Annotated in this window: 11 protein-coding genes; 10 read left to right on the forward strand and 1 reads right to left on the reverse strand. The window is 64.6% G+C overall.

Annotated features, from left to right (window positions below; all coding sequences use genetic code 11):
* Positions 1-14: 14 nt before the first annotated feature.
* From EN846_RS24625 to EN846_RS24640, 4 genes are read left to right on the forward strand one after another with little or no spacing between them, the layout of a single operon-like run.
* Positions 15-956 carry a sugar ABC transporter permease gene (locus tag EN846_RS24625; protein WP_245493322.1) on the forward strand — a complete coding sequence of 314 codons (942 nt, stop codon included), beginning with the start codon at positions 15-17 and terminating at the stop codon, positions 954-956.
* 3 nt (positions 957-959) lie between these two features.
* Positions 960-1799, forward strand: a complete 840-nt coding sequence (locus EN846_RS24630; protein ID WP_127287161.1) for a carbohydrate ABC transporter permease — start codon at positions 960-962, stop codon at positions 1797-1799.
* 59 nt (positions 1800-1858) lie between these two features.
* On the forward strand, positions 1859-2917 hold the full coding sequence (locus EN846_RS24635) for an ABC transporter ATP-binding protein (protein WP_127309205.1): 1059 nt from the start codon (positions 1859-1861) through the stop codon (positions 2915-2917).
* Positions 2918-2928: 11 nt separating this feature from the next.
* Positions 2929-3888: a sugar kinase gene (locus tag EN846_RS24640; protein ID WP_135859319.1), complete on the forward strand. Its 960-nt coding sequence runs from the start codon at positions 2929-2931 to the stop codon at positions 3886-3888.
* Positions 3889-3924: 36 nt separating this feature from the next.
* Here EN846_RS24640 and EN846_RS24645 read toward each other — a convergent pair whose 3' ends face one another.
* A complete protein-coding gene (locus EN846_RS24645) occupies positions 3925-4950 on the reverse strand; it encodes a sugar-binding transcriptional regulator (RefSeq protein ID WP_127284107.1) in 1026 nt (341 codons plus the stop codon).
* A 116-nt stretch (positions 4951-5066) separates the two neighbouring features.
* On the opposite strand from EN846_RS24645, the gene EN846_RS24650 reads away from it, so the two are divergent.
* The 6 genes from EN846_RS24650 to EN846_RS24675 all read left to right on the forward strand — a co-directional run.
* A complete protein-coding gene (locus EN846_RS24650) occupies positions 5067-5885 on the forward strand; it encodes a hypothetical protein (RefSeq protein WP_128347109.1) in 819 nt (272 codons plus the stop codon).
* A 127-nt stretch (positions 5886-6012) separates the two neighbouring features.
* Complete coding sequence (locus tag EN846_RS24655) at positions 6013-6663, forward strand: hypothetical protein (RefSeq protein WP_127393912.1); 651 nt, start codon at positions 6013-6015, stop codon at positions 6661-6663.
* Positions 6664-7012: 349 nt separating this feature from the next.
* On the forward strand, positions 7013-8335 hold the full coding sequence (locus EN846_RS24660; protein ID WP_127393911.1) for an NAD(P)H-dependent oxidoreductase: 1323 nt from the start codon (positions 7013-7015) through the stop codon (positions 8333-8335).
* On the forward strand, positions 8332-9366 hold the full coding sequence (locus tag EN846_RS24665) for a thiamine pyrophosphate-dependent dehydrogenase E1 component subunit alpha (RefSeq protein ID WP_127393910.1): 1035 nt from the start codon (positions 8332-8334) through the stop codon (positions 9364-9366). The genes EN846_RS24660 and EN846_RS24665 overlap by 4 nt, the downstream gene beginning before the upstream one ends.
* Entirely contained in the window at positions 9366-10364 is a 999-nt protein-coding gene (locus EN846_RS24670) for an alpha-ketoacid dehydrogenase subunit beta (RefSeq protein WP_128346923.1), read from the forward strand. The genes EN846_RS24665 and EN846_RS24670 overlap by 1 nt, the downstream gene beginning before the upstream one ends.
* Positions 10365-10367: 3 nt before the next feature.
* On the forward strand, positions 10368-11350 hold a 983-nt coding region (locus tag EN846_RS24675), incomplete at its 3' end, for a dihydrolipoamide acetyltransferase family protein (RefSeq protein ID WP_135859317.1).

The following is an 11350-nucleotide window of genomic DNA, read 5'->3' on the forward strand; positions in this document are numbered from 1 at the left end:
GGAGACTTCACGTAATGCAGGACTCCGCGGTCCAGAACAGTACAGGATGGGCGGCCAAGGCCGCCCATCCCGGCGTCAGGCTCCGACCCCGGAGCCGGTGGCGCCGCAAGGCCTTTCCCTATCTTCTGGTGGCGCCCTCGGTGATCTTCCTGCTGGGGATCACGCTCTATCCCGGCATCTATGCGATCTATCAGGGCTTCTTCCACGTCCGCTTCAACAACTGGACCTTCGCGGGCTTCGACAACTACAGCAAGCTGCTGTCGGATCCCGAATTCTGGCAGGCGCTGTGGAACACCTTCGTCATGGGCGCGATCGCGCTCGCGCTCGAATGCACGATCGCCATCAGCATCGCGGCCTTCGCCTATCGCGATCCGTGGGTGCGGTCGTGGCGCATCATCTTCCTGATGCCGATGCTGTTCATGCCCTCGGCCGTCGCCTTCATCTGGAAGCTTGCCTTCAACGACGGCCGCGTCGTCAGCGACCTGCTGATGCGGCTGGGGCTGATCGACGGCAACCTGGATTTCCTGGGTTCGGTCTGGCTTGCCCGGCTGACGCTGATCGTCGCCGACGTCTGGCAGTGGACGCCCTTCCTGTTCATCATCTTCGTCGCCGCGCTGCAGGGCCAGGACGCCGAGATGGAGGAGGCGGCGCGGCTGGACGGAGCCAAATGGCGGCAGATCTTCTGGAACATCTCGCTGCCGCTGATGATGCCGATCGTCGTCGTCGCGCTGATCCTGCGCGCCATCGACATCATCACGATGTTCGCCTCGGTCTTCATCATCACCGGCGGGACGCCCGGCGGCGCCACCGAGACGATCAGCTATTTCATCTATCGCATCGGCTTCAAGACCTTCAACTTCGGCTACGCCTCGGCCGTCTCGGTGGTGATGCTGGCAATGACCGTCATCGTCGCGCAGCTGTTCGTGAAACGCTTCTTCCGCTCGGGACGGGAATAGCCCATGGCCGCCAAAGCGAAATCCTCCGAAAGCCTGCTGCTGCGCTACCTGGTGCTTGGCGCTTGGGCGGTGTTCTGCCTGGCGCCGATCCTGTGGTTCCTGTCGATCGGACTGCGGCCGAGGACCGAAATCATCGCCGCCCAGCCGATCTATTGGCCGAGCTTCTCGCTCGATGCCTGGGATATGATCTGGACCGACTGGCCGATGGGCAACTATCTGCGCAATTCGGTCGTGGCGGTCGGCGGCAGCGTCGTTATCGATCTTCTGCTCGCGATCCCGGCCGCCTATTCGCTCGCCCGCTATAACTACCGGTTCCGCGAGGACATCGGCTTCTACATCCTGTCGACCCGTATGATGGCGCCGGCCATCGTCGCCATCCCGATCTTCTTCCTGTTCCGCCAGCTTGGCCTGCTCGACTCGGTCTGGGCGCTGATGCTGGTCTATGCGGCGATCAACCTGTCGCTGGTGACCTGGATCATCCGCTCCTACATGCTCGACATTCCGCATGAGATCGAGGATGCGGCCCGCACCGATGGCGCGTCCGACCTGCGCATCCTGGTGTCGATCATCGTGCCGATGTGCCTGCCGGGCATCATCACCGCTGCGGTGATCGCCGTCATCTTCGCGGTCAACGAGTTCCTCTTCACCCTGCTGATCGCGTCGACCAAGAACGCCTACACGCTGTCCGTGGCGCTGGCCAATTTCACCGGCGGGTCCGACGGCATCATCTACAACGCGATCGCGCTTGTCGCCTTCCTCGCCTTCGTGCCGATCATGCTTCTGGTCGTGCTGATCCAGAAGCACCTGTCGCGAGGCCTGACCATGGGCGCGGTCAAGGGCTGAGATTTCGCGCCGGCCCAAAGGGCTCCGGCGCGGCCAAAGAAAGAACCGGAAAGACGAACATGGCTCAGATTCAGCTCAAGAAGGTAACCAAGGGGTGGGGATCGGTCGTCGGCGTGGACAATGTCGACCTCGATATACGCGACGAGGAGTTCATGGTCTTCCTCGGGCCGTCGGGGTGCGGCAAGACCACGACGATGCGTATGATCGCCGGCCTCAACGATTTGAGCTCGGGCGAAATCTGGATCGACGGCGAACTGGTCAACGAGTTCGATCCACGCGACCGCGACGTGGCGATGGTGTTCCAGAGCTACGCGCTCTATCCGAACATGACCGTCTACGAAAACATCCGCTTTCCGCTCAGGATGCGCGGCATCCCGAAGGCCGAGCATGACGCGCGGGTGCGCCGGGCCGCCGACATGGTCGAACTCGGAGCCTACCTCGACCGCAAGCCGGGCGCGCTGTCGGGCGGACAGCGGCAGCGCGCGGCCCTTGCCCGCGCCATTGTCAGGCAGCCGCGCGTGTTCCTGATGGACGAGCCGCTGTCCAACCTCGACGCCAAGCTGCGCAACGCGATGCGGGTGCAACTGAAACATGTCCAGCGCCAGCTGAAGATCACCACCATCTACGTCACCCACGACCAGGTGGAGGCGATGACGCTCGCCGACAGGATCGTCATCATGGACAAGGGGCGCATCCAGCAGCTTGGAACGCCCGACGAGATCTACAGCAATCCCAACAACACCTTCGTCGCCGGCTTCATCGGCTCGCCGCCCATGAACCTGATCAAGGGCGAGGTGCGCGGCAAGCGGTTTTCCGCTCCGGGGGTCGAGGTCGCCGGCATCAACCTGCCGGACAGCCGGGCCGTCATTCTCGGCGTGCGGCCCGAGGACGCGAAAGTGGCGACCGGCACGGCCGCTCATCTCAAGGGGCAGCTCTACGGGCTCGAGCCGACCGGCGACCAGACCTTCCTTTCGGTTCGCACCGATGCGATGGTCGTCGAGGTGAAGGCGGACCGGGATTTCCGGCAGCCGCTCGACACCTCGATCGCCATTGAGCTCGACCCCGAGCGGCTTTATTTCTTCGACGCGGAATCGGGCCAGCGCATCCGCCTCAACTGACGGGAACCACCGTGCTCTACGACTACGCCTCAATCGGCTTCTTCACCTTCGATTGCCTCGGGCGGCCGGTGCGCCGCATTCCGGGTCCGACCGAATTCGATTTCCTCGAGGAGATCACCATCGCCGTTTCCGGCGCCGCCGGGGCGGCGGCGATCGTGGCGGCGAAATACGGAATGAAGGTGCTCGGCGTCGGCGGCGTCGGCGCCGACGACATGGGCGACTGGGTGCTTGGCCGGCTCAACCGCTACGGCGTCGACACCAGCATGATGCAGCGCATCGACGGTGTCGGCACCTCGTCGAGCATCGTCGCGGTCCAGGACAACGGCCAGCGGCCGGCCATGCACATGAAGGGCGCGACCGGCTTCTTCGAAGTCACGCCGGACCAGTTCGACCGGGTGCTCGATGCGTCGTTCGTGCATGTCGGCGGCGCGGGCCTGATGGATCGCATGGATGGCGAGCCGACCGTCGACCTCCTGGCGCGCGCCAAGAAGCGCGGCTGCGTGACCACGCTCGACGTCGCTTCCGCGAGGCATGAGGACATGTCGATGATCGCAAGGCTGTTGCCGCATGTCGACTATTTCCTGCCCTCGGTCGAGGAGGCGCGGCTACTGTCCGGTCTCACCGACACGCAGGACGTGGCGCGCTTCATGCTCGATCGCGGCGTGGGCTGCTGCATCCTGACGCTTGGCGAACACGGCGCCTACTATCACCATGCCGACGGCACGCGCTTCCATATCCCGGCCTTCGAGGTCGATGTGGTCTGCACCTGCGGCTGCGGCGATGCTTTCAACGCCGGCTTCGCGGCGGGCCTGCACCGCGGGCTCGACGCGGAAAGCGCGGTCACGCTGGCGCAGGCGACCTCGGCGCTGAACGCAACCGGGCTCGGCAGCCAGGCCGGAGTGGTGTCGTTCGAGCACACGATGGACTTCGCGCGGCGCACGAGGAAGAAGACCAATACGCTCGCCGCCTGAGGCGCGGCTCGGGCGCCGGCCGTGCCGTCCGGCGCTCTATGCCTTCTTCCGCGATCCGTTCAGCCGCGTCTTTTCGATCATGCTCGCCGCGGTGACCTCGTCGGTGATGAAAACCGTCGGGTTGACCAGTTTCATCGCCCCGATCAGGGCGCCCACTTTCTCCGGCCCGCCGGATGCGAGCAGCCGGATCGGCGCCCGGCGCAGCCGGTCGAGGCCGACCGACATGACGCGGTCGTTGATCTCGTGATCGATGAGGTTGCCGCGCTCGTCGAAGAAGTGGAACAAAAGGTCGCCTATCGCGCCGGCCGCAACCAGCGAGTCGTGCTGGGCATCGGTCAGGTAGCCGACCTGGTACGAGGTGGCGGTCGACGTGGTTCCGCCGACGCTGAGAAGCACGGCGTCAAGATCCTCGGCCATTTCGAAGATGGTGTTGAGGCCGCAGCGCTCGATCAGGGTGCGCTTCGTCTCGACGCTGTCGACGATCGCCGGCGCCGGCACCAGGAAGCCCTCACCCTGGAAGAGCTCGGCCAGCTGCCAGGCGAACTCGGCCGGATTGAAGCGGCGCGCCTGGATGATGCCGCCGAGCAGCGAGTAGACGCGGAAGCCGGTGAGCGACTGGCCCTTGATGAAGGGCAAGGTGTTGTAGAGGGTCCGTCCCCAGCCGACGCCGACGCGCATGTTCGATGTTGCGATCTGCGAGATATAGTCGCCCGCCGCGGCGCTGATGACGGGCACCGGATCGGCTTGCGGGCCGGACAGCGGCGCCACGATCGCCTTCTGGATGTCGAACAGTTCCTCGAGGCCGCGCTCCAGCTCGGTCGTGTCGGCGACCTTGGCGTTGATCGTGATCTTGATTTCGTTGCGGGCGCGGGCATCGGCCAGAAGCCTGACGACGGTCACCCGGCCGACATTGAGGATGGCCGCGATTTCGCTCTGGGTGAGCTGCTCGACATAGTACATCCATGCGGTCCGGATGCGGACGCGGTCGGCCTGACTCGAGCCGCGGACATTCTCGCCAAACGGCATCTCGGGATCTTTCGAGCCCCGTTTCCTCTGGCGCATGGTCCCCTTGGCTCCCGTCATTCCAGCCCACCTGTCACAGCCGGAACACAGGATGCGCGGATGACGATGTCATAGCTTTGCAGCCCATAATTGTCTATCTTTGCAAGGAGTAACGATTGGCAGTCAAAGGGACCCAGGTGATGGCGCCGTTTTTGCCGGAGGAACTGCGGACCAAAGTGAAGGAGCGCTTGCGCGACGCCCGGTTCGTGGCGCGCGAAATGCGTGCGACCACCCGCAAGGGGCAGGACGACCAGTCGCCGGAACGGAGCGACCGCGCCGCCGGCCCGGCCGGGCTGGTGACGGCGATCGCCGACTTCTCCGACAGCGCGCTTTCGGCATTGGAATCTGTCGCCATTGGGCTGCTCTCTTCCGACCCCAAGGCGCATTTCGGCAGCGCGTCCGCCTATCCGCTCGGCCGTTACTTCGACACCGAGAATGCGACCTCCCAGGCGCTGTTCGCGCGCGACTGCTATTTCGCCGCCAAGCAGATCCTGTTGGCGAAAGGGGTCGCCAATCCGCGGCTGAGCGAGGAACTGTTCGGCGAAGCCCATCGCCTCGCGGCCAGAACCGAGCAGCCGGCCCCGGCTGGCCGATCGAAAGGCGCCGACGATGCCTCGCTCGACGACATTGCCCTACAGGCGGCCGCCATGGCCCATGCCATTCTTCGCGCCCGTCCGGTCGAGTCGCCGCGATACATCGATGACGCGGCCAACGGCCGGATGCTGGACACTGGCATATATGTCGCGGCGGCACTCGCCTTGGCCACCGCTGTCGCCAGCTATAGCGCCGACGTCACGGCGGATGACGATATCTATGTGGGCGTCTGCGCTGCGGTCGACGCGCGCTACGTGCTGTTCAGCAAGGCGCTGGCAAGCCAGGATCGGCCTGGAGACCTGGCGCGAGTCTTTGCCGATCTGATCCCGCATCTTCCGTAGCGGGTCGTTCGCGAGAGGTTGTCGCGAAATCGGCGGGGATGAACCTTTGCATTTTTTGTGCAACAGATGTACATGTTGATGCCCTGTCGCGGTTGGGTATCGCGGGCGCCTCAGTTGGAACTGGACAATGGATCTGACACCCAAGGACAAATTGTCCTCGATACCGGACCTGCGGCACCGGCTCCGCCAATTGCGGTGGTTTTCCAAGGCCTTCCGGAACAATGCGGAACTGGTGAAGGAGCACTTTGGGTTCTCTTACCGGATCGACGACAAGCTGTTGAACCAGGTCTTCTTCGACTGGCTGGCGGCGATCGACGAGCAGGACGATTCGGCAGCGATCGACCGGGCCGACTACATCGTCTTCGTGGCGGGGCTAGCCCTGCGCGAGCTGATCCGGACCAAGCCAGCGGTGATGGTTTCGGATGCCGGGACGAGCGAGGCGGATGACAAGGCCACGCTCGAGATTGCGCGGTTCTGGCCGGAAGGCTTTCTCTATACGAATTTCTGCGTCTGCGGCATTGCCGCGGTCCAGGAACAGGAGTTCGGGCAATCCCGCGATCTCGAAAAGGCCGCCTCCGATCTGCGCGTCTGGTGGTCCTATCGGGAAAACGCCGAGGAGGATCCGAACATGTCGATCGCCTTCCTCGACCAGTTCGTCGGCCTGGAACCGAACTGGCTGTTCCCGGCGATGGCGCAGGAGAGGGCAGCGATCAAGAAGGCTCTGGCCGCTCCCCGCGAAACGGCGCTCGACCGCCTGCCTCCGGCAGCGACGAGATAGGCTACGGCGCGCCGAGTCCGTTCTTGCGTTTTCCGCTGCGGCGGTCTGTCGGCGCTCCGGTCCAGGGAGCAGGTTCAGCCCAATCGGCCTACGGGCCGGGCTTGTCGCCCTACGGCCCGGCGATGCGTTCGGGCAATCACGCCCGAGCGATTCGATCTGATTTTCAGGCGAGGGCAACCGGTCCTCGGGCCGGAAAGCAGCAAAGCCCTCGCGAAGTGCGTGACCTCTCATCCGGCAGGCAATTCCTGCTGCGGATTTTGCCGCAAAGATTTGTACATTCGTCTTGATATGGAGACAGATGTTCAGTATTTGTCAGCCGGAGGCAAGACGCCCCTGGGAGGATATAGCAATGACCATCAACGTCGCGCCGACCGGCCTTGCGCGCGATCTTTCCGAGCGGGCGAAGTCCGGCAAGCCGATCCGCATCGGGCTGATCGGTTCAGGCGAGATGGGCACCGACATCGTGACCAGGGTCGCCCACATGACCGGCATCGAGATCGGCGCGATCTCGGAACTCAACCTTCCGGCGGCGGCCAAGGCGGTCGATATCGCCTTTCAGGAGAGCGGCCATTCGCGCGAGGTCTCAAGCGTCGCGGCGATGAGCACGGCGATCGAGGCCGGCAAGGTCGCGGTCACCGGCGATGCCGACCTCGTCATCAACAACGAGCTGATCGATGTGGTGATCGACGCCACCGGCGTTCCGGCGGTCGGCGCCGAATACGGCCTGCGGGCGATGGAGCACGGCAAGCATCTGGTGATGATGAATGTCGAGGCGGACGTGACCATCGGCGCCTATCTGAAGAGCGAGGCCGACAGGCTGGGCGTCACCTATTCGCTCGGCGCCGGCGACGAGCCGTCCTCCTGCATGGAACTGATCGAGTTCGTTTCGGCGATGGGCCATCCGATCGTCGCCGCCGGCAAGGGCAAGAACAACCCGCTCAACATCGACGCCGTCCCGCATGACTATGCCGAGGAGGCCGCGCGCCGCCACATGAATGTGCGCATGCTGGTGGAATTCGTCGACGGCTCCAAGACGATGGTCGAGATGGCGGCGATCGCCAATGCCACCGGACTGGTGCCCGACAGGCCCGGCATGCACGGGCCCGCTGCGACGCTTGGCGAATTGTCGAAGGTGCTGGTGCCGCAGAAGGATGGCGGCGTGCTGTCGAAGGTCGGCGTCGTCGACTATTCGATCGGCAAGGGCGTCGCGCCGGGTGTCTTCGTCGTCGCCGACATGTCGCATCCGCGCATCTCGGAGCGCATGGAGGACCTGAAGATGGGCAAGGGCCCATATTTCACCTTTCATCGACCGTATCACCTGACCTCGCTCGAAGTGCCGCTGACCTGCGCGCGCGTCGTCCTCTACGGCAAGGCCGACATGGTGCCGCTGGCAAAGCCGGTGGCGGAGGTCTGCGCGGTCGCCAAGAAGGACATGCAGCCGGGCGAACGGCTCGATGCGATCGGCGAGTATTGCTACCGCGCCTGGATCATGACCGCGCCGGAGGCGAAGGCGGCCGGAGCCGTTCCCTGCGGCCTGCTGCAAGGCGCCTCGGTGACATCGCCGATCAGGAAGGGCGATCTCATCACCTATGCCAATGCGGCGTCCGCGCCGGGTTCAAGGATCGCGGAGCTCAGGGCGCGACAGGACCAGCTGGTCTACGGGAGGGCATGACGATGGCCAGGAAAGCCGTGCTGGAAAAGGCCGCGCCCACCAATCTGCCCTTTGCCTACCGGCACTACGACGCCGGCCAGCTCAGGGAAGTGCTGCGCAAGATGTACCTCATCCGCCGCTTCGAGGAGGGCGCTGAGGACTGTTACATGCGCGGCCTGATCCACGGCACCATGCACCTGTCGATCGGGCAGGAAGCAAGCGCGATGGGCATCTGCATGCCGCTTGCCGAGGACGACCAGATCACCTCGACCCATCGCGGCCACGGCCACTGCATCGCCAAGGGCGCCGAGGTCAGAAAGATGTTCGCGGAGTTCTTCGGCAAGACCACCGGCTACTGCAAAGGGCGCGGCGGCTCGATGCACATCGCCGATGTCGCTAAGGGCAATCTCGGCGCCAACGGCATCGTCGCCGGCGGCATCCCGATCGCGGTCGGCGCGGCGCTTTCCGCCAAACGGCTGAAGACCGGCAAGGTGGTGGTCTCGTTCTTCGGCGACGGCGCCAACAATGAGGGCGCCTTCCACGAGGCGCTGAACATGGCGTCGATCTGGAAGCTGCCGGTGGTGTTCGTCTGCGAGAACAATGGCTACGGCATGTCGACATCGACCGCCCGCTCGACCGCCGTCAGGAACATCGCCGACAGGGCGGCGGCCTATTCGATGCCCGGCGTCATCGTCAACGGCAACAGCTTCACCGAAGTCGCGGAGGCCGCGCATGCCGCCATCGAGCGCGCCCGGACAGGCGAGGGACCGACGCTGATCGAATCCAAGACCTACCGCTATCGCGGCCACTCCAAGAGCGACCGCAACCGCTACCGCAGCAAGGAGGAGATCGAGGACTGGATGTCGAACCGCGATCCGATCACGCTGTTCGAGGCTGAACTGAAGGAATTCGGCATCATCGACGACAGCGGCATCGAAGCGGTGCGCGAAGCTGTCAGACAGGAGATCACCGAGGCCATCGAATTCGCCAAGGCGAGCCCCGCTCCGGACATCGGCGATCTTCAGAACTACGTCTATACGGAGCTGGCGTGATGGATGCCGAGATGCGCGAACTGAGCTATGCGCAGGCGATCCAGGAGGCGATGGCGATCGCCATGGAGGCCGACGAGCGCGTCCTGCTGATGGGCGAGGACATCGGCGTCTATGGCGGCGCCTTCCAGGTGACGGGCGATCTGGTCGAGCGTTTCGGTGTCGACCGGGTGATGGACACGCCGATCTCCGAACTCGGCGGCGCCGGTGTCGCCGTCGGCGCGGCGATGACCGGCTTGCGGCCGATCTTCGAATTCCAGTTTTCCGATTTTGCCACGCTTGCCCTGGAGCAGATCGTCAACCAGGCGGCCAAGATGCGCTTCATGCTGGGCGGCGAGGTCTCGGTGCCGGTGGTGATGCGGTTCCCGGCCGGCTCGGGCACCGGCGCGGCCGCGCAGCACAGCCAGAGCCTGGAAGCCTGGCTCGGCCATGTGCCGGGGTTGAAGGTGATCCAGCCGGCGACGCCCTACGATGCCAAGGGCATGTTGTTGGCCGCCATAGCCGATCCCGATCCGGTGATGATCTTCGAGCACAAGCTGCTCTACAAGATGAAGGGGCCGGTGCCCGAGGGCCACTACACGGTGCCGATCGGCAAGGCGGATGTCCGGCGCGAGGGAAGCGACCTGACCGTCGTCGCGACCTCGATCATGGTGCACAAGTCACTGGAGGCGGCGCAAGCGCTGCAAGCCGAAGGCATCGACATCGAGGTGATCGACCTCAGGACCGTGCGGCCGATGGACAAGCGCACCATCATCGAAAGCGTCAAGAAGACCTCGCGGCTGCTTTGCGTTTACGAGGCGGTGAAGACGCTGGGCGTCGGCGCCGAGGTCAGCGCCATGATCGCCGAGAGCGAGGCCTTCGACTTCCTCGATGCGCCGATCGTGCGGCTGGGCGGCGCCGAGATACCGATCCCCTACAATCCCGACCTGGAAAGGGCGACCGTTCCGCAAGTGCCCGACATTGTCGCGGCGGCGCGCGATCTGGTCAGGGGAGCGCGCTAGCCGATGCCCGTCGAAGTCATCCTTCCCAAGGTCGACATGGATATGACGACCGGCCAGATCTCGCGCTGGTTTGTCAGCGAGGGTTCCGTCGTCAAGCAGGGCGACGTGCTGTTCGAGATCGAGACCGACAAGGCGGCGATGGAAATCGATGCGCCGGCGAGCGGCATTCTGCTTGATGTCACCGGCAAGGAGGGCGTCGACATTCCGGTCGGCGCGCCTGTTGCCTGGATTTATGCTGATGGCGAGGCTTATGGGACTGATGCTGTGGCGAAGCAGGGTGAGGCTCCAATCTCCCCCCTCGTGGGGGAGATGTCGGCGATGCCGACAGAGGGGGGCGCTGTCTCGCCAGCATCTCATTCTGTCGCGCCCCCCTCTGGCCTGCCGGCCATCTCCCCCACTAGGGGGGAGATCAGCCAATCGCCGGTGGGCGCACGTGCAACGCCGCTGGCCCGTCGTCTCGCTCGTGAGGCGGGCATCGTGCTTTCCAATATTGCTGGAACCGGCCCATACGGCCGTGTGGTGAAGGCGGATATCGACGCGGCGATCGGCAACGCCACCCCAAGGGTCGCTGCGGAGGCTCCCGCAGTTGCATCCGCCGCGGCGCCGAAGGCGATGTCGGACGACCAGGTGCTGAAGCTGTTTGCCGAAGGCTCCTACGAGCTCGTCTCGCACGACAGTATGCGCAAGACCATCGCGCGCCGCCTGGTCGAGGCCAAGTCAACCATCCCGCATTTCTATCTGACGCTCGACTGCGAGCTCGACGCGCTGTTGGCGCTGCGCACGCAGCTCAATGCCGCCGCGCCGGTGAAGAAGACCGAGAAGGGCGAGGTTCCAGCCTACAAGCTCTCGGTCAACGACCTGGTGATCAAGGCGATGGCGATGGCGCTGATGGCGGTGCCGGATGCCAATGCCTCGTGGACCGACAGCGCCATGGTCAAGCACAAGCACGCCGATGTCGGCGTCGCCGTGTCGATCCCTGGCGGCCT

It is taken from the genome of Mesorhizobium sp. M4B.F.Ca.ET.203.01.1.1 (assembly GCF_004791025.1).
In the GTDB taxonomy this organism is placed as follows: domain Bacteria; phylum Pseudomonadota; class Alphaproteobacteria; order Rhizobiales; family Rhizobiaceae; genus Mesorhizobium; species Mesorhizobium abyssinicae.

What these genes read in the sequence shown, in the direction of transcription:
- EN846_RS24625 (WP_245493322.1), top strand. Translation starts at nt 15, where the DNA reads ATGCAGGACTCCGCGGTCCAGAACAGTACAGGATGGGCGGCCAAGGCC.
- EN846_RS24630 (WP_127287161.1), top strand. Translation starts at nt 960, where the DNA reads ATGGCCGCCAAAGCGAAATCCTCCGAAAGCCTGCTGCTGCGCTACCTG.
- EN846_RS24635 (WP_127309205.1), top strand. Translation starts at nt 1,859, where the DNA reads ATGGCTCAGATTCAGCTCAAGAAGGTAACCAAGGGGTGGGGATCGGTC.
- EN846_RS24645 (WP_127284107.1), bottom strand. Translation starts at nt 4,950, where the DNA reads ATGCGCCAGAGGAAACGGGGCTCGAAAGATCCCGAGATGCCGTTTGGC.
- EN846_RS24655 (WP_127393912.1), top strand. Translation starts at nt 6,013, where the DNA reads ATGGATCTGACACCCAAGGACAAATTGTCCTCGATACCGGACCTGCGG.
- EN846_RS24660 (WP_127393911.1), top strand. Translation starts at nt 7,013, where the DNA reads ATGACCATCAACGTCGCGCCGACCGGCCTTGCGCGCGATCTTTCCGAG.
- EN846_RS24665 (WP_127393910.1), top strand. Translation starts at nt 8,332, where the DNA reads ATGACGATGGCCAGGAAAGCCGTGCTGGAAAAGGCCGCGCCCACCAAT.
- EN846_RS24670 (WP_128346923.1), top strand. Translation starts at nt 9,366, where the DNA reads ATGGATGCCGAGATGCGCGAACTGAGCTATGCGCAGGCGATCCAGGAG.